Origin of the sequence: Escherichia albertii (assembly GCF_028622335.1) — a bacterium.
Lineage (GTDB): Bacteria > Pseudomonadota > Gammaproteobacteria > Enterobacterales > Enterobacteriaceae > Escherichia > Escherichia albertii.
In genome coordinates, this window is record NZ_CP117568.1 from 975638 (window position 1) to 994709 (window position 19072).

14 protein-coding genes, 3 tRNA genes and 2 pseudogenes are annotated in these 19072 nt (G+C 46.0%); 12 read left to right on the forward strand and 7 right to left on the reverse strand.

Annotation, left to right across the window (positions count from 1 at the left end; translation table 11 throughout):
- Window positions 1-63: 63 nt before the first annotated feature.
- Together PS053_RS04815 and drpB are read right to left on the reverse strand one after the other, a co-directional pair.
- Window positions 64-759 (reverse strand): phosphohydrolase, encoded by a 696-nt coding sequence (locus tag PS053_RS04815; RefSeq protein ID WP_256878923.1) that lies wholly within the window; start codon window positions 757-759, stop codon window positions 64-66.
- Between the two features lie 39 nt (window positions 760-798).
- Entirely contained in the window at window positions 799-1080 is a 282-nt protein-coding gene (drpB, locus tag PS053_RS04820; RefSeq protein WP_010342205.1) for a cell division protein DrpB, read from the reverse strand.
- A 642-nt stretch (window positions 1081-1722) separates the two neighbouring features.
- On the opposite strand from drpB, the gene ompC reads away from it, so the two are divergent.
- The gene (gene ompC, locus PS053_RS04825; RefSeq protein ID WP_059227206.1) at window positions 1723-2910 is read left to right on the forward strand and encodes a porin OmpC; all 1188 of its coding nucleotides are present in this window, start codon (window positions 1723-1725) and stop codon (window positions 2908-2910) included.
- A 514-nt stretch (window positions 2911-3424) separates the two neighbouring features.
- On the forward strand, window positions 3425-4276 hold the full coding sequence (gene hchA, locus PS053_RS04830; RefSeq protein ID WP_000218231.1) for a glyoxalase III HchA: 852 nt from the start codon (window positions 3425-3427) through the stop codon (window positions 4274-4276).
- Between the two features lie 114 nt (window positions 4277-4390).
- Here the strand turns inward: hchA and PS053_RS04835 are convergent, their stop codons facing one another.
- Both PS053_RS04835 and hprR read right to left on the reverse strand, forming a co-directional pair.
- On the reverse strand, window positions 4391-5749 hold the full coding sequence (locus PS053_RS04835; protein WP_000826804.1) for a heavy metal sensor histidine kinase: 1359 nt from the start codon (window positions 5747-5749) through the stop codon (window positions 4391-4393).
- Window positions 5749-6420: a response regulator transcription factor HprR gene (hprR, locus tag PS053_RS04840; RefSeq protein ID WP_000698220.1), complete on the reverse strand. Its 672-nt coding sequence runs from the start codon at window positions 6418-6420 to the stop codon at window positions 5749-5751. Before hprR ends, PS053_RS04835 begins: the two co-directional genes overlap by 1 nt.
- Before the next feature lie 131 nt (window positions 6421-6551).
- Between hprR and hiuH the strand changes: the two genes are divergently transcribed.
- From hiuH to zinT, 4 genes are all read left to right on the forward strand, one after another.
- Window positions 6552-6965, forward strand: a complete 414-nt coding sequence (gene hiuH / locus PS053_RS04845; protein WP_000920114.1) for a hydroxyisourate hydrolase — start codon at window positions 6552-6554, stop codon at window positions 6963-6965.
- A 108-nt stretch (window positions 6966-7073) separates the two neighbouring features.
- Entirely contained in the window at window positions 7074-8078 is a 1005-nt protein-coding gene (gene msrP, locus PS053_RS04850; protein ID WP_000794431.1) for a protein-methionine-sulfoxide reductase catalytic subunit MsrP, read from the forward strand.
- Complete coding sequence (gene msrQ, locus PS053_RS04855) at window positions 8079-8714, forward strand: protein-methionine-sulfoxide reductase heme-binding subunit MsrQ (protein ID WP_149450019.1); 636 nt, start codon at window positions 8079-8081, stop codon at window positions 8712-8714.
- Window positions 8715-8842: 128 nt separating this feature from the next.
- Window positions 8843-9493, forward strand: a complete 651-nt coding sequence (gene zinT, locus PS053_RS04860; RefSeq protein ID WP_256878922.1) for a metal-binding protein ZinT — start codon at window positions 8843-8845, stop codon at window positions 9491-9493.
- Window positions 9494-10057: 564 nt separating this feature from the next.
- Here zinT and PS053_RS04865 read toward each other — a convergent pair.
- Window positions 10058-10147: transfer RNA gene (locus tag PS053_RS04865), tRNA-Ser, on the reverse strand.
- Between the two features lie 93 nt (window positions 10148-10240).
- Between PS053_RS04865 and mtfA the strand changes: the two genes are divergently transcribed.
- Together mtfA and PS053_RS04875 are read left to right on the forward strand one after the other, a co-directional pair.
- Window positions 10241-11038, forward strand: coding sequence for a DgsA anti-repressor MtfA (gene mtfA, locus PS053_RS04870; RefSeq protein ID WP_024164886.1), 798 nt, complete (start codon window positions 10241-10243; stop codon window positions 11036-11038).
- Window positions 11039-11138: 100 nt separating this feature from the next.
- Window positions 11139-11214, forward strand: a tRNA-Asn gene (locus PS053_RS04875).
- A gap of 39 nt (window positions 11215-11253) precedes the next feature.
- On the opposite strand, the gene cbl is transcribed toward PS053_RS04875, so the two are convergent.
- A complete protein-coding gene (gene cbl / locus PS053_RS04880) occupies window positions 11254-12204 on the reverse strand; it encodes an HTH-type transcriptional regulator Cbl (protein WP_256878921.1) in 951 nt (316 codons plus the stop codon).
- Window positions 12205-12273: 69 nt separating this feature from the next.
- A pseudogene (locus PS053_RS04885) lies at window positions 12274-12756 on the reverse strand (LysR family transcriptional regulator); the annotation flags it as partial.
- Window positions 12757-13080: 324 nt separating this feature from the next.
- Here PS053_RS04885 and PS053_RS04890 point away from each other — a divergent pair.
- The 4 genes and pseudogenes from PS053_RS04890 (at window position 13081) to PS053_RS04905 (ending at window position 18485) form a co-directional block, all read left to right on the forward strand.
- Window positions 13081-13156: transfer RNA gene (locus PS053_RS04890), tRNA-Asn, on the forward strand.
- Between the two features lie 162 nt (window positions 13157-13318).
- A pseudogene (locus PS053_RS04895) lies at window positions 13319-13522 on the forward strand (Arm DNA-binding domain-containing protein); the annotation flags it as partial.
- A 286-nt stretch (window positions 13523-13808) separates the two neighbouring features.
- Window positions 13809-18098 (forward strand): RHS element core protein, encoded by a 4290-nt coding sequence (locus tag PS053_RS04900; RefSeq protein WP_273774683.1) that lies wholly within the window; start codon window positions 13809-13811, stop codon window positions 18096-18098.
- Between the two features lie 12 nt (window positions 18099-18110).
- Window positions 18111-18485, forward strand: coding sequence for a DUF6258 family protein (locus tag PS053_RS04905; RefSeq protein ID WP_001078567.1), 375 nt, complete (start codon window positions 18111-18113; stop codon window positions 18483-18485).
- The last annotated feature ends 587 nt before the right edge of the window (window positions 18486-19072 follow it).

Below are 19072 nucleotides of genomic sequence, written 5' to 3' on the forward strand. Positions count from 1 at the left end.
TTTAACCGGCCATATGAGATGGCCGACAGGTTAACATATTTACATCGGTTTAGGGGCCACGGGTCAGTCTGCCGGAGAAAACGCACGAATCACGTCGTGGTCTATCTTCTCATATTCACCTGACAACTCCGCGCTTAACCTGGCCATAAACTCAACCAGAAAACGGGCGTTATGCTGCGCCAGCATTTTGCCTTTTGCCGTTTGCATCGTCAGCGGTAATTTCAACAGCTTGGTCTGGAAATGATCCAGCGCATAGCGTTTATCGTCGAGCGAACGATGCTGCGCAAATGGATCTTCGCCATCAAACAGTTCCACGCCCAACGAACCAGAAACCGCAAACACCCGCGCCAGACCTATTGCGCCTAAGGCTTCCAGCCTGTCCGCATCCTGGACAATTTTGGCTTCCGCCGTTAAAGGTGCGATTTGTGCGCTGAAACTGTGCGCAGCAATAGCATGGCAAACGGCATCTATTTTCTCTGGCGGAAAATCGGCAAACTCATCACGCAGGATGCGACGCGTCTCCTCTGACGCCAGTATTGAGGAACGTTGCCGCTGCGGATGATTTTTCGCCAGACTGACGATGTCATGAAAATAACACGCCGTTAAAATCACCAGCATATCTACAACTTCATCAGACGCCAGTTTCTGTGCCGTTGCCCAGACGCGGCGAAAATGATACAGATCGTGGGCGGCATCCTGGTGTTGATGATGGCGTTTCAACCAGGTTTCAAATTGTGTCTGCCAGTGATGTAAGTCCATATGCGCCCCGTTACAAATGAATCGCAACCTTAGCAGTTTTTATTCATAGCGTCTGCTACGTACAGGCCGCGGGCGGGTATACCAGGCAATGCCGCCTAATAACGCCCCAACCAGGGCCATAAATAAAAAGCCCACTAACGCACCTAACAACTTCCCCGCAGTAGAGCCTAAATCACTTTCAAACCCCGAAACGGGTGCATCCGGGATTCGGCTCATCACCCAAACGTAACGTGCCATTGCCCAGACGAAATAGCCGCACCATGTATAGAAAGCCCATAAAGCCAGTTTGCCCCCAGGGCTACGAGAGAGTCTCTCTTCCATCGTTGTCGAAACGCGCTCCATTTGAGATACCCAAAATCACTCTTAGCTATTTTATGTGACAAATGTCACATTTTTCCATATCGGATGAGTCAGTCAAGTCTTACTCATTTTTTGAACAAATATATTATTCTTACCCGGGAGCAATAATTGCTGAAAAAACAAATGCGAGAGCATTTTCTTCATGGCTGAGATAAATTAATTTATTCTTCTATTGAATATATTCGCATTGAATACGATTATCTCTTTTTTGTTTTCTGTGTCATGATACTTACGTTATTAGCCTTTTATCGTCTTATTTCATTTTTTGGCCGGCATGATGCCGGCTTTTTTTATGCTTTTATTAATGTGCGCCAGATCACATCAGGTCTTCATTGCAAATAACATTGACATGGCCTATCAATTCAAGAAAACAATAACACACTGATATAATTATATAATTACGCTGAATAATTGTATCTATAACCTATATGCGTGAATTATATTAAATAAAATAGAAACATTTTGAAATCTTTTAAATACATTTGTTACATGTAATCTTTAAAATAAAATGAACTTCATAGAATAGTATCCAAATGTGCTTTTTATTGGATAACGGCACTTATTGATATATTCATGAAGATTATAATCACAAGGGAATACATAATGAAAAGAAAAGTTCTGGCAATGCTGGTCCCGGCGTTATTAGTTGCTGGCGCAGCAAATGCGGCTGAAGTCTATAATAAAGATGGTAATAAACTGGATTTGTACGGAAAAGTAGATGGTCTGCACTACTTCTCTGATGATTCTAGTAGCGATGGCGACATGTCATATGCTCGTATTGGTTTCAAAGGCGAAACCCAAATCGCTGACCAGTTCACGGGTTACGGTCAGTGGGAATTCAACATTGGTGCAAACGGCCCTGAAAGTGATAAGGGCAATACTGCTACTCGTCTCGCATTTGCGGGTTTAGGTTTTGGTCAGAACGGTACCTTCGACTATGGTCGTAACTACGGTGTCGTTTATGACGTTGAAGCCTGGACCGATATGCTGCCAGAATTTGGTGGTGATACCTACGCTGGCGCCGACAATTTCATGAATGGTCGTGCTAACAACGTTGCTACCTATCGTAACAATGGTTTCTTTGGTCAGGTTGATGGTCTGAACTTCGCTCTGCAATATCAGGGTAACAATGAAAGCAGTGGTCCATTCGGCCAGGAAGGTTCTGGTAATGGTAAAGGACGTGGCATTACCAAAGAAAATGGCGACGGCTTCGGTATGTCCACTTCCTACGACTTTGACTTCGGTTTAAGTCTGGGTGCAGCTTATTCTAACTCAGACCGTACCGATAGGCAGGTCCATAAAGGTACCCATAATACTCGTGATGGCGACCGCTTCGATGCAACTGCTGGCGGTGAAACGGCTGAAGCATGGACCGTTGGTGCTAAATACGACGCTAATAACGTTTACTTAGCAACCATGTATGCTGAAACTCGTAACATGACTGGTTACGGTGATGCTGATGCTATTGCTAACAAAACTCAGAACTTTGAAGTTGTTGCACAGTACCAGTTCGACTTTGGTCTGCGCCCGTCCATCGCTTACCTGCAATCTAAAGGTAAGGATTTAGGCGGTGTAAGTAGTGATAACTACGATAGCAAGGGTAATCATCATTACGCCAACAAAAGTCTGGTTAAATACGTTGATATTGGCGCTACCTACTACTTCAACAAAAATATGTCCACCTATGTTGATTACAAAATCAACCTGCTGGACAACGACGATAATTTCTACAAAGAAAACGGCATCGCTACCGATGATATCGTAGCTGTAGGTTTAGTTTACCAGTTCTAATCAGCTAACGCGTTGCTAAACACGTTAATGAAAATTGTAATATGGCCTGGGTTCGTTTCTCATCGAACTCAGGCTTTTTATCATCTCCAAATACCCAGCAATAGCAGCATTATTTTCTTAACGTACAATATCCACCACAACCGGAGAAATTATGAACTTAACGGGTTTCATACCCAAAGAAAACGTGTGCCATGATTCTCCCCATTTTTCCCCTTCTACTGCACCTCAATGCATCACATATCACAATTGAAGATTGCGCCACCGAAGGGTCAATCTCATCTTTTCTGAAAAATGAACTAAAATAAGCTGATGCTACCTGAGATTATTTAACTCGATAAGGAAAAATCAGTGTGTTCAATATTCATCATCAGTGCAACATCATCATTACATATTCACTGCCCTTACCTACCGCTTTCGATATATTGACTCCATTTTCCTTTCTGGTTAAAGATAGCGACCAGCTCAGTCGCGAATATAGTGACGAACTTACCAAAGTAACAATAAGGAATACACTATGACTGTTCAAACAAGTAAAAATCCACAGGTTGACATTGCCGAAGATAATGCATTCTTTCCTTCAGAATATTCGCTCAGCCAATATACCAGCCCAGTTTCTGATCTCGATGGCGTTGACTATCCAAAACCGTATAGCGGTAAGCACAAAATTCTGGTGATCGCCGCTGATGAACGCTATTTGCCGACTGATAACGGCAAACTCTTCTCAACGGGCAATCATCCGATTGAAACGTTGCTGCCATTATATCATCTACATGCGGCGGGTTTCGAATTCGAAGTTGCGACCATTTCCGGCCTGATGACGAAGTTTGAATATTGGGCTATGCCGCACAAAGATGAAAAAGTGATGCCATTTTTTGAGCAACACAAATCTTTGTTCCGCAATCCGAAGAAATTAGCGGATGTTGTCGCCAGCCTGAACGCAGACAGCGAATATGCAGCGATCTTTGTTCCCGGTGGTCATGGTGCACTCATCGGTTTGCCAGAAAGTGAAGACGTAGCCGCCGCTCTGCAGTGGGCTATCGAAAATGATCGTTTTGTTATCTCCCTTTGCCATGGTCCGGCAGCTTTTCTGGCGCTTCGCCAGGGCGATAACCCACTGAACGGTTATTCCATTTGTGCATTCCCGGACGCTGCAGACAAACAAACGCCAGAAATTGGCTATATGCCAGGCCATCTGACCTGGTACTTCGGTGAAGAACTGAAGAAAATGGGAATGAACATCGTCAATGATGATATCACCGGACGGGTTCATAAAGACCGTAAACTTCTGACTGGCGACAGTCCTTTCGCAGCGAATGCGTTAGGTAAACTGGCTGCCCAGGAAATGTTGGCGGTTTACGCGGACTAATGCCCGTTACGTGTTAATTTAAGCGAATAATTAACCGCAGCACGTTAACGTTCAGAGCGTGACTGCGGTTTCATTTTAACTTCATATTTAGATATGAATAATGCTTGCCATAAGTTAGTTTCTTTGCGGTAAAATAATTCGGAACACATTGTTGTTATTTATATAATGGTACGTAGCACTTCCACCATGCAATTCAGCAATCGCTTTGACTAAAGATAGCCCAAGTCCATGACCTACGGAATGGCGCGAATTATCACCTCGCCAGAATCTGCGGAAGAGTTTTTCTGGTTCATTAATTCTGGCTCCATGGCTGGCGATATCAATATTGAGATAGCTATTTTCATCAAGAAAGCTTGCTATATAAATAAGTGATTTTTCTGGTGAATATCGAATAGCATTAACAATAAGATTCGATAACATTCGTTGTAGCAAAATTTTATCAGCATATATTTGCCGATCACAGTCAATCTTAAAATGAATATCTTTCTCGTCAGAAAGATACTCAAGATAATCGATTAGATTTTCAACTTCTCTTTTAAGAGAAAGTAATTCAAAATTAATCAAGACATTACTTTTCTGTGCCCTTGCCAGAAATAATATATTCTCTGTTAATCTGGAGATGTTTTCTAATTCCTCAATATTTCCGGCAATTGTTTTTTGGTATTCAGAAAGACTTCTCGTTTGACTGAGCGTTACCTGATTCTGACCAAGTAATGCATTAATTGGCGTTCTAAGTTCATGAGCAAGATCGTCAGCAAATTGGCTAAGTCGTTCAAAATCTTTTACTAACGCCTGATGCATCTTATTCAGCGCTTGCCCAAGAGGCTTAAGTTCACCAGGTAATGAACTGGTCTCAACAGGTTCACTGATATCGTTATAATTCATGTTTTCAGTTACACCGCACAACTTTTTTATGTCCCGCAATCCCGTTTTAATTAAAATCGGACTCAACACCGAACACAAGATAATGGTGACAACACAAATTATAATGCTGTTAATTTTATATTGTTCAAGCATGTTATGTCGTGCTGAGGCCAATTTAGCCACAGTAACCGTTAATGATGGCGTAACCTCATCAATATTAATTCGTAATGCATCTATCTCTGTATCGTTGATAATACTTCGATAAATACCAGCAATACTTATCGTCTCAGAAGCAGGTATGTTATTTAACATATCATTGTTAACATTTGTACGGTTAACTATTTTATTGATACCAGTACCATGGATGATCAATATATCCTGGCTAACATCCATCATCCGGTTAAAGTACACGGGCAATGTATCAGGATTTACGCCATCAATTAACAATTGCTTGATCTGCGCTGTCCGGTTAATCAATGTAGTATCGTCTCTCCATTTCAACTCACTCGCCAGACCGCTATAGAGGGTCCATACGATCCCAGAGCCAGCAACAGATAGCAATAATATAAAAAGCAAAGTTAAGCGGACTGTTATAGATAATCTTTTCATTATTTTTTTACCGCAACTAATGAATATCCCATCCCTCTGATCGTTGCAATTAACTTTTCATTAAAAGGATCATCAACCTTCGCGCGAAGCCTGCGAATGGCAACATCTACCGTATTGGTATCACTATCGAAATTAATCCCCCAGACTTCACTCGCAATAACTGTTCTGGGTATAATTTCGCCTGCTCTGGATGCCAATAGCCAAAGCAACTGAAACTCCTTACGCGTCAGAGTGATATTTACATTATCCCTGCTCACATTTTGACTTACTGAGTCCATTTTCAATCCACTGATTTCTAATGTTGAATTCAGAGCGTGATGTTGTCTCAATTGCGCCCTGACTCTTGCCAGTAACTCAGAAAATGAAAAAGGTTTCACCAGATAATCATTTGCCCCACTATCCAGTCCTCTGACTCTGTCATCAACAGAATCTCTTGCCGTCAGGCAAATAACAGGGGTTTTCTTTGCCGTTCGTAAAGTTTGTAAGATCTGCCAGCCGTCCATTCCCGGGAGCATAATATCAAGAATGATCAGCGCATAATCATCCTTCAGCGCAAGATATAACCCGTCCCGACCATCGGAAACAGCGTCAATGACATATCCCGCTTCCGATAGCCCTTGTGTTACCCATTCCTGGGTTCTTTGATTATCTTCAATAAGTAGAATTTTCATGAAAATAATATGCCATAAGTCATATGTTATAGAAACCACCTACATCATTACAAAATTGTAATGTTTCTGTAAGGTAACTCCAGAACTTTTTCGTTATCTTCAAAGCTCTTTCACATGACAAGGATATAAAAATGCTAAAACGTTATTTTCTACTATCAGTGGCAACTGCTGCATTTTCATTACCTTCTTTAACCTATGCCGCACAACAGAACATCCTTAGCGTGCATATTTTGAACCAGCAGACAGGAAAACCTGCTGCTGATGTGACTGTCACTCTTGAAAAGAAATCTGAAAATGGCTGGTTACAACTCAATTCAGCCAAAACGGATAACGATGGGCGAATTAAAGCGCTGTGGCCTGAACAGACTGCGGCGACGGGAGATTACCGTGTTGTATTTAAAACAGGAGAATATTTCAAGAAACAAAATCTTGAAAGTTTCTTCCCCGAAATCCCCGTTGAATTTCATATTAATAAAGTTAACGAACATTATCACGTGCCTTTGTTACTCAGCCAATATGGATATTCAACCTATCGTGGAAGTTAATACATAAATATAGAGATGCGGATTTCTGCTACTGTTAGGGAGAGCTCTCCCTGACAGATTAACAGAGAAGAGATCCTGCTGGTAAACGACAAAACATTGTGATGGCTTATGAAAAATAATAAATTTCTAAAAGAATCTGATGTTACAGCCGAGTCGGTTTTCTTTATGCAACGTCGGCAAGTATTAAAAGCACTGGGCATCAGCGCAGCAGCTCTTTCTTTGCCTGCGACAACTCACGCCGATCTGCTTAGCTGGTTTAAAGGGAATGATCGCCCGCCCGCTCCCGCCGGAAAGCCACTGAAGTTCAGTAAACCCGCCACCTGGCAAGTCAGTTTGCCACTAACACCGGAAGATAAAGTTTCCGGCTATAACAACTTCTATGAATTCGGGCTGGATAAAGCCGATCCCGCGGCCAATGCCGGCAGCCTGAAAACCGATCCGTGGACGCTGAAAATTAGCGGCGAAGTAGCCAAACCGTTAACCCTCGACCACGATGATTTAACCCGTCGTTTCCCGCTGGAAGAGCGAATTTACCGTATGCGCTGCGTGGAAGCATGGTCGATGGTAGTGCCGTGGATTGGTTTTCCACTGCACAAATTGCTGGAACTGGCAGAACCCACCAGCAATGCGAAGTATGTCGCCTTCGAAACGATTTATGCGCCGGAACAGATGCCAGGCCAGCAGGACCGATTTATTGGCGGCGGTTTGAAATATCCTTATATAGAAGGATTGCGTCTCGACGAAGCGATGCATCCGCTCACACTGATGACCGTAGGTGTCTATGGCAAGGCGCTGCCGCCACAAAATGGAGCGCCAGTGCGATTGATCGTACCGTGGAAATACGGCTTTAAAGGAATTAAATCAATCGTCAGTATCAAACTCACTCGTGAACGTCCGCCAACCACCTGGAATCTGGCTGCACCTAATGAATACGGTTTTTATGCCAACGTTAATCCACATGTCGACCATCCTCGCTGGTCACAGGCTACCGAACGGTTTATTGGTTCCGGCGGCATCCTCGATGTACAGCGCCAGCCTACACTACTATTTAATGGTTACGCTGATCAGGTGGCATCACTATATCGTGGTCTGAATTTGCGGGAGAATTTCTAAATGCGTCTGACTGCCAAACAGATTACATGGTTAAAAATTTGCCTACATGCCGCCGGATTTTTGCCGATTGTCTGGCTGATATGGGCAGTCAATCATGGTGGATTAAGTGCCGATCCAGTAAAAGATATTCAGCATTTTACCGGTCTGACTGCACTGAAATTCTTACTTGCGACTTTATTGATCACACCATTGGCGCGCTACGCAAAGCAGCCGTTATTGATACGCACCCGCCGCCTGTTAGGCTTATGGTGCTTTGCCTGGGCGACACTGCACTTAACCAGTTACGCATTACTGGAGCTGGGCGTGGATAATCTGGCATTGTTCGGTCAGGAATTAATCACTCGCCCTTATTTAATGTTGGGGATTGTCTGTTGGCTGATTTTGCTCGCTTTAGCGCTCACTTCGCCCCAGGTGATGCAGCGAAAACTGGGCAAACACTGGCAACAGTTGCATAACTTCGTCTATCTTGTCGCGATCCTGGCTCCCATACATTATCTGTGGTCAGTAAAGATTATTTCACCGCAACCGCTCATCTACGCCGGGCTGGCTTTTCTACTTTTAGCCTTACGTTATAGGAGATTATTTTCTCTATTCAACAAGTTACGGAAGATGTTTTACAACAAAGCTGCTATATAATTTATTTTATATCAATAAGATAAATTATATGCCTGAGTAATCTAACCACCGTTTTCTTAAGAGTTGTTGCATTTTGTTTTATGTTACAATATAACATAACAAACCCAACAACTCAGGAGAAAACTGTTTTGGCGACTCGTCTTCATAAACTTGCTATTGCTTTAGGCGTATTTATTGTCAGCAGCCCTGTCTTTTCGCATGACCATCATTCACACGGAACCCCTTTAACAGAGGTCGAGCAAAAAGCGGCTGAAGGTGTTTTTGATGACGCCAATGTGAAAAACAGAACGCTCAGTGACTGGGATGGTGTCTGGCAATCTGTTTATCCTTTATTGCAAAGTGGCAAACTTGACCCCGTCTTTCAGAAGAAAGCTGATGCAGATAAAAGCAAAACGGTTGCTGAAATAAAAGATTACTATCATAAAGGCTATGCGACAGACATCGAGATGATTGGTATTGAGGACGGTATTATTGAATTTCATAAAAATAATAAAACGACTTCCTGTAAATATGATTACAATGGATACAAAATACTCACCTATAAATCAGGCAAGAAAGGCGTTCGCTACTTATTTGAATGTAAAGATCCTGAAAGCAAGGCTCCTAAGTACGTTCAATTTAGTGATCATATAATTGCACCGCGCAAATCATCTCATTTTCATATTTTCATGGGTAACGATTCACAACAATTTTTATTGAATGAAATGGAAAACTGGCCAACGTATTACCCATATCAGCTGAGTACTGATGAAGTGGTCCATGAAATGATATCTCATTGATTCATATTAACGCTGAGCCCAGATATTAAACAGATCTGGCTCAAAGTATTTTCACGATAATTTCCTCTCAAAATAAAACAGAAGCAAGTGCAGGCACATTCATATTTGTGACGTGCCTGCGTTTTATTATGCAAACAACGTCAAGCCAAGAAATAAGATGGATATCAGGTACATAAAATCTGCGATGGCGGCGGAACAGCGCAAAAGCTGTCAGGAACAAGTAATCTGGTATGGTCAGATTTATCAAAAGTACAGGCTAATTTAGAGTATTTAAACCTTTTGTTTAATTCATAGCCTGCTTCCCACAGTATCACAAGCCTCCCACCAGAGGCCTTCCCTACCGGAATCACAGAAGCAATATTTAAAGCAATAACTGGCAGAGAAAACGGCTACGCAACTGCAAGGTTATGCTCGCCCCTTCTGCACAATCCACCAGCTAATCAAGTGCTGGATATCACAGTATCGAACAGAAAACCGTGACGCTCTAAGCCTACAAGAATATTCTACGAGTGTTCTATTAAGGACAAACAAGACAGGAAGCAATGAGGTAAATCGTTGATAAATTGGCGGAGAGAGAGGGATTTGAACCCTCGGTAGAGTTGCCCCTACTCCGGTTTTCGAGACCGGTCCGTTCAGCCGCTCCGGCATCTCTCCGTCCAGATGGTTGCCATGATGCCAGGAAATTTGGCATTTTAACAGCCCCTGTCCGTGCAATTTTGTTCAAGTGACGAGTTTGCGAGCAAAACGATGATTAAGTGGCCCTGGAAAGTACAAGAAACAGCACATCAAGACGCACGTATCTGGGATGAAGCCCTGGCTATTCCCCTTTTGACGTCTCTGTCTGAGCAGGAGCAAAGCAAATTAGTCCTCCTTGCTGAACGTTTTTTGCAACAAAAACGACTGGTACCTTTACAAGGATTCGAACTTGATACCTTAAAAAGCCATCGGATCGCGCTGCTTTTCTGTCTGCCTATTCTGGAACTGGGTTTTGAGTGGCTTGATGGATTTCACGAAGTTTTAATTTATCCCGCGCCATTTGTAGTCGATGATGAGTGGGAAGATGATATAGGGCTTGTACATAGTCAGCGTATCGTTCAGTCGGGGCAAAGCTGGCAGCAAGGTCCAATTGTTCTGAACTGGCTTGATATACAAGACTCTTTCGATGCATCCGGGTTTAACCTGATTATTCATGAAGTTGCTCATAAGCTAGATATTCGAAATGGTGACCGTGCCAGCGGCGTACCATTTATCCCTTTACGTGAAGTGGCTGGTTGGGAACATGATCTTCATGCTGCGATGGATAATATCCAGGAAGAAATTGATTTAGTTGGAGAAAACGCCTCCAGTATTGACGCCTATGCCGCCAGCGATCCGGCTGAGTGTTTTGCGGTGCTTTCCGAGTACTTCTTTAGCGCCCCGGAATTATTTGCCCCGCGCTTCCCGTTGTTGTGGCAGCGTTTTTGCCAATTTTATCATCAGAATCCTTTGCAAAGGCTGCGCGATGCGAAAGAACGCGACCAACATTCAACATCAAATGTTCATTAATTATCACTTTTGCAGGTTATTTAACCACTTGAAATGGCATACGAAATTTAGTGTTGACAGTCACTGTGACACTAAGTAATATGCGCCTCGTTCACACGATTCCTCTGTAGTTCAGTCGGTAGAACGGCGGACTGTTAATCCGTATGTCACTGGTTCGAGTCCAGTCAGAGGAGCCAAATTCTAAAAAACCTGCTTTTATAGCAGGTTTTTTTGCTTTATATCTGGTAATCAAATTCTATTTCATTACTTTCCATAACCTGTCGCTTAATATCCTCTATTGAAAGTCCAGTGTTACACAGCTCCAGAAAGCACCAGACATAGTTGCGTTGAAGTTGTCCTCGTTTCAGGCCCAGCCAGACTGTGTTGGCATCAAAAAGATGCCGGGTATCAAGTCTGATAAGTGTTCGTTCTTCATGTTCACCGCTGGATTGTTCAGCCACCAGGCCGATCCCTAATCCCAGCGCAACGTAAGTTTTGATAATATCTGAATCTTGTGCACTCAAAACAATATCGGGCAGTAAACCTTTCCTCATAAATGCTTCATCAATACGAGAACGCCCCGTAACTCCCTGCCGATATGTGATTAGCGGCCACTTCGCTATCTCCACCAGTGTTAACGGCACGACATAAGCTAAAGGGTGCTGTGGAGGTACAAGCAAATTATGGTGCCAACAAAACCAGGGAAATGCGGCCAGTTGTGGATCATTGCTCAAACGTTCACTGGCTATTCCAATATCAGCACCGCCATTTTGTAATAATGCTACAATTTCTTGTGGTGTCCCCTGAATCAATTCCAACCGCACTTCGGGGAATAATTCACGAAAAGCTTTAATAACATCCGGCAAACTATAGCGTGCCAAGGTATGTGTGGTAGCAATCGTCAGTACGCCAGCCGTATCATCGGTAAAAAGATCGGCAAGTCGACGGATATTAGTGGCTTCGCTTAATATTCGTTCTGCAATAACTAATAATGCCTTCCCCGGCGCAGTCATACCGAGAAATCGTTTCCCCCGACGAATGAATATTTCAATGCCCAGCTCATCTTCCAGTTCCCGAATATGTCGACTTACCCCTGACTGTGAAGTGTAGAGTATATTGGCAACTTCTGTCAGATTGTAATCCTGACGGGCAGCCTCGCAAATGATTTTTAATTGCTGGAAATTCACAGTTTACTCCGGGCATGTAAGACATTCTGCTATTGTTAAAGTCTGTACCCCGGTAAAACAAATAATAAAAACCAGCATCTTATTCCTTACAGATATAACGTGTAGCCGATAAGTTGCTACAGCCATATCAAGCTGGCCATCAAGGAGTTTCTCATTGAGCACTACGCGACTATTTTCATGTAAATAACGACATCTGGAAACTCAGCGCGTACGGACTGGTAATAAAGATATACTGATTAGTGAAGCCGCTGTTCCTGGAGCAAGGTCAATCGATACCTAACCGCTTAACGTCTGACCAGCATTATTTACCGCCAACCGTGCCAGTTCACACTGCCGTAAAATTGTCCGGGCGTGAGTGTAGAGAATTTTCCCCGCTTCAGTTGGCGTTACGCCGCGTTTGGTGCGAATAAACAGTTGTTGATCCAGTTCACCTTCCAGCGTCGCAATCTGCTGACTAAGTGCAGGCTGCGCAATATGCAATACTTCGGCGGCCTGGGTGAGGCTACCAATATCCACGATTCTCACAAAGTATTTCAAGCGTCTGAAGTTCATCTTGCCTCCGGTTTCTACTATCGACTCCTGTGTCGACCTTATGTAAAACCAGTCTGCAAGATACTTGCCAGTTTAAACCCTATGCTGATAGAAGCCGTAATCATATGTTAAATAAGAGATTATGATTGTTTATACGTTTAGGCTTCTTATTAAGCAAAATGCCTGATGCCCCAACAAGGGACGCCCTGCACCAGAATGAAACATCTGGAAGAATGATCAAAACCCCATCAGCTTGATGAATTTGCCAGCAAACGAACAAACAAATGCATTTCCCCCTTTGACAACGCCGATTAGCGCCGTTAATATGCGCCCCGTTCACACGATTCCTCTGTAGTTCAGTCGGTAGAACGGCGGACTGTTAATCCGTATGTCACTGGTTCGAGTCCAGTCAGAGGAGCCAAATTCAAGTTTTCATGCTTCTTTATATGTCTCTTTCTGATTAAGATTCAGTAAGTTAGCGTGAAAAACCATCCCGGTGTGTATCTGGTTTTCTCTCCGCATCGGGATAATTTGGTGGTCAGATCTGGGGTCAGTTTGGTTCGATTATGGAGTGCCCCCCCAAATATATTTAAACAATTCTAAAATCCGCAAATTAAAACCTTCTTCCCGTCCGGTAAAACTCCCCGACTCTCACGGTCTGTATCTGCTCGTCAATCCGGACGGTTCGCATATCTGGTATCTCAAATATCGCTTTAACGGCAAAGAATCCCGTGCCAGCCTCAGCACTTATCCTGCGGCGCCTGATTTTGCAGGCGCGGCGCAACAATACAATGATCGGTAATTTGCAGCGAGAGATTTTAAGGAAAGCAAAAACACAGGGAAACATAATCATCAAACGGATATTTAGAATGAATATATTTATATTAAAGATATATTGAACAATGTGTAGTCAGTTATTTAATAAATATCCTGCCAGTTAATTCATTCCGTTGATATCAGTCAAAAAAATAATACAAAAAGAGAGTATTTCGTTTCATGCAGTAACGTTATTTATCATTTCATCCGGTAGCGTCAGCATCAGGACAGATGGGCCATAAAAAAGGATATCAGCGATGAGCGGAAAACCAGCGGCACGCCAGGGAGACATGACCCAGTACGGCGGTCCGATAGTCCAGGGGTCGGCAGGTGTGAGAATTGGCGCGCCGACTGGCGTGGCCAGCTCGGTGTGCCCCGGCGGAGTCACTTCCGGCAACCCGGTGAATCCGCTGCTCGGTGCAAAGGTGCTGCCCGGAGAAACCGATTTCGCACTGCCCGGCCCGTTACCGTTCATCCTCTCCCGCACCTACAGTAGCTACCGGACGAAGACGCCTTCCCCCGTTGGTATTTTCGGCCCCGGCTGGAAAATGCCCGCCGATTTACGCCTCCAGATACGCGACAACGAACTGATACTCAATGATAACGGCGGCAGAAGCATTCATTTTGAGCACCTGTTTCCCGGTGAGGATGGCTTCAGCCGCAGCGAATTATTCTGGCTGGTGCGCGGCGGCGTGGCAAAACTGAATGAAAGTCACCGTCTTGCCCCCCTCTGGCAGGCACTGCCGGAAGAACTCCGCTTAAGCCCGCATATTTATCTGGCAACGAACAGTCCGCAGGGACCGTGGTGGATACTCGGCTGGAGTGAGCGGGTACCGGGTATGGATGAGGTGCTGCCTGCCCCATTGCCGCCGAACCGGGTGCTGACCGGCCTGGTGGACCGCTTCGGGCGCACGCTGACCTTCCGGCGTGAGGCCGCAGGCGAATTTACCGGGGAAATCACCGGCGTGACCGATGGCGCAGGCCGTCAGTTCCACCTGGTGCTGACCACGCAGGCACAACGGGCAGAAAATGCCCGGCAGCAGGCCATAGCCGCAGGAACGAAAGGACCGGATATCCCGGATTCACTGCCGGACTATACGGAGTATGGCCGGGATAACGGTATCCGCCTGTCAGCGGTGTGGCTGACGCACGACCCGGAATACCCGGAGAATCTGCCCGGTGCGCCGCTGGCGAGTTACACCTGGACGCCACGCGGTGAGCTGGCGTCGGTATATGACCGCAGCGGCACGCAGATGCGCAGTTTTACTTACGATGATAAACACCGGGGCCGGATGGTGGCGCACCGTTACGCGGGAAGGCCGGAGATGCGTTACCGTTACGACGGCATCGGGCGCGTGACGGAACAACTTAATCCGGCAGGCTTAAGCTACACCTATCAGTATGAGAAAAACCGCATCACCATCACTGACAGTCTGAACCGGCGCGAAGTGCTGCATACAGAGGGCGAAGCCGGGCTGAAACGGGTGGTGAAAAAAGAGCACGCTGACAGCAGCGTCACGCAGAGTCAGTTTGATTATATGGGCCGGCTTCAGTCACAGACGGATGCGGCAGGCCGGACCACAGAATACCATCCGAATGTAGTGACGGGTCTCGTCACGCGCATCACCACGCCGGATGGCAGGGAATCGGAGTTTTACTATAACGACCGGAACCAGTTAACCTCAGCCTCCGGGCCTGACGGGCTGGAAATGCGCCGGAAATATGATGAGTACGGGCGTCTGATGCAGGAAACCGCACGCAACGGCGATGTCACCCGTTACAGTTATGATAATCCACACAGCGAATTACCCTCTGTAACTGAAGATGCGACGGGTAGCCGCAAGCAGATGACGTGGAGCCGCTACGGGCAGTTGTTGACCTTCACCGACTGCTCCGGCTATGAAACGCATTACGAATACGACCGCTTTGGTCAGGTGACGGCGGTCCACCATGAGGAAGGAGCCAGTCTTTACCGCAACTACGACAACCGTGGTCAGTTAATCTCGGTGAAAGATACGCAGGGCCGTGAAACGCGTTATGAATACAACGCCGCAGGCGACCTGACCGCCGTCATTGCCCCGGATGGCAACCGGAGTGAGACACAGTACGATGCGTGGGGAAAAGCGGTCAGCACCACCCAGGGCGGGCTGACACGCAGCATGGAATACGACGCGGCAGGGCGTGTCATCACGCTGACCAATGAAAACAGGAGCCACAGTGACTTTAGTTACGATACGCTGGACCGCCTGGTACAGCAGCGCGGCTTTGACGGGCGGACGCAGCGTTACCGTTATGACCTGACCGGGAAACTCACGCAGAGCGAGGATGAGGGGCTTATCACCCTCTGGCACTACGACGAATCGGACCGTATCACACACCGCACGGTGAACAGCGAACCGGCTGAGCAGTGGCAGTATAACGACCACGGCTGGCTGAAAGAAATCAGCCATATCAGCGAAGGCCACCGGGTGGCGGTGCATTACGGTTACGACCGTAAGGGTCGTCTCACTGGCGAGCGCCAGACGGTGCATAACCCGGAGACGGGGGAACTGCTCTGGCAGCATGAAACAAAACACGCATACAACAAACAGGGGCAGGCAAACCGTTTTCAGGCAGACAGCCTGCCGCCGGTGGAGTGGCTGACCTACGGCAGCGGTTACCTGGCGGGCATGAAGCTGGGCGACACGCCCCTGGTGGAGTACACGCGGGACAAACTGCACCGGGAAACGGTGCGCAGCTTCGGCAATAACGCATATGAACTGACCAGCACATACACTCCCGCAGGCCAGCCACAGAGCCAGCATCTGAACAGCCTGGTGTATGACCGCGACTACGACTGGAATGACAACGGCGAACTGGTACGCATCAGCGGCCCGCGACAGACGCGGGAGTACGGCTACAGCGCCACGGGAAGGCTGGAGAGTGTGCGCACCACCGCCGCGAACCTGGATATCCGTATCCCGTATGCCACCGACCCGGCAGGAAACCGGCTGCCGGACCCGGAACTGCACCCGGACAGCACACTCACGGCGTGGCCGGACAACCGCATCACCGAAGACGCGCATTACCTGTACCGCTATGACAGGTACGGCAGGCTGACGGAGAAGACGGACCGCATCCCAGCGGGTGTGATACGGACGGACGACGAGCGCACGCACTACTACCACTACGACAGCCAGCACCGACTGGTGTTCTACACGCGGATACAGCATGAGGAGGCACTGGTCGAGAGCCGCTACTTTTACGACCCTCTGGGCCGCCGGACGGGAAAACAGGTATGGCGGCGAGAGCGTGACCTGACGGGGGGGATGTCTCTGTCGCGTAAACCGGAGGTGACATGGTACGGGTGGGACGGCGACAGGCTGACGACGATACAGACCCAACAGAGCCGAATCCAGACGGTATACCAGCCGGGGAGCTTCATACCGCTCATCCGCATCGAAACAGAGAATGGTGTGTTGGACAAAACGCCGCGCCGCAGCCTGGCAGAGAAGTTACAGCTGGAAGGGAGTGAGGACGGCCACGGTGTGGTGTTCCCTGCTGAACTGGTGCGGCGGCTGGACAGGCTGGAGGGAGAAATCCGGGCAGACCGTGTGAGTGATGAAAGCCGGACGTGGCTTGCACAGTGCGGGTTGGCGGTGGAGCAACTGGCAAAACAAGTAGAGCCGGAATACACGCCGGAGCGCAGGCTGCATCTGTACCACTGTGACCATCGCGGACTGCCGCTGGCGCTCATCAGCAACGAAGGAGCAACGGAATGGCGCGGGGAATATGATGAATGGGGCAACCAGTTAAATGAGGAGAACCTGCAGCAGTTGTACCAGCCGTACCGTCTGCCGGGACAGCAGTACGATGATGAATCGGGATTGTGCTATAACCGTCACCGATACTATGATCCGTTACAGGGACGGTATATCACCCAGGACCCGATAGGGCTGGATGGTGGATTAAATCCATACCCGTATTCCCTAAACCCTATTGAATATATTGATCCTCTTGGGCTAGAGCAATTACTTTTGCCCTCTCCTGGACAAAAAGCAGCAGGGCAATCATGTGTGATTGATCCCTTAACTAAACAGCCAATAGGAAGTTTTGCTGTTGATTCCAAAGGAAATGCGATGGCGGTCCCTATTGGTGGGAAGGTTATTGGATATCCGCCTAATAAGATTAATCCCCCTGGTATACATACAACTTACGCTAACGGTTCAAATATGTATCGTTTAGATCCTTTGGGACATCCTCCTGTCAATACAAAGCCTCACGCGCATGCTCATTTGCCAGGAACTGGACCACATAATACCGGTCAAGGGGCATCCCTTGATATTAACGGAGAAATTGTTCCTGCAAATAGTAAGGCTGCCCATTTTTACAACGTAAAAATGATGGGGATGTTCTCATTTATTAGTTCTATAGTTCATATGTATACATTTGGAAGCTGTAAAAATGGAACTACTGGTCAGTGCTTTTGTGCTATGACTAAAGAGATGGAATACAATGTAAGTCAGGAAGATGCCGATGCCATGTGTGGCTATATTGATCCAATTTAAGATGAGGTAAATATGAACCGTGAAGTATACTTGGGTGATCGGGGAATATTGGGGATTGAAATAAACAGTTGGACATCAGAGGTAAGAGTAAAAATAGATGTTATTTCATTCTTGTTCTCGGAGGGTGATACAAACGGTGATTGGGATGAATCTGAAAATATTGAAGAGGGGTATCTTGTTTTTGCTGATATCCAATATTTTGAATTATCCCCAATAGGTATGATGCCTGGAGATTATATAATAGAATATGATTTTAAAGAAGAGGGTGAAATGATTGTTTTTACTATCCATTCAATAGGTAGACCATATTGTGACAAACTAAGTACAATGAAAATAAAGAGTAAAAATAGCTGGGTTGAAGATAAGTTTAAGCAAAAAGTTATCTGACATGAGTAGTAACTTGTGCAAGTGTTTTGTCCGCCGACAGACGCGTATGATCTGCGCAGCAAAAATAGATCAGTTCAAACGTCGGTTGAATACACCTTAGAACACAACAAATGGCGTATCCCTTAGGCTATATATACAATAAATCTGAACCCAGTGTCGTTCAAACAAAAGGTGGTCAGTTCGATGGTCTCGACAAACTCAATTTTTAGGTTTAGCTTACCAATCAGCCTGTTAATGGCTACGGCGATCCCAGTCAGAGGAGCCAAATTTAAAAAAGACCGTTTTTATAGCACAATGTCGATCAGTTAAGGATCGGTTGACCGATCCGGCTTCCACAACAGAGAGCCGCTTTCTTATGCCACTTCTCAACGATCTGCTCGATTTCAGGCAACTCGTCCCCAGAATAACCTTCGTTTGGTGAAGTAAATTCACAGGTAGTATTTTTCATCTTGTCCACGTCAAAGGCACAAAAACATTTTCATAAACTCTCTGTCGCTGTAGTCTCATAAAGGTCATTTATAGATCGGCTGCAATGTGAGTGACCTTTTTCCAATACTAATAACAAAAAAGACAGTACAAACAGGATA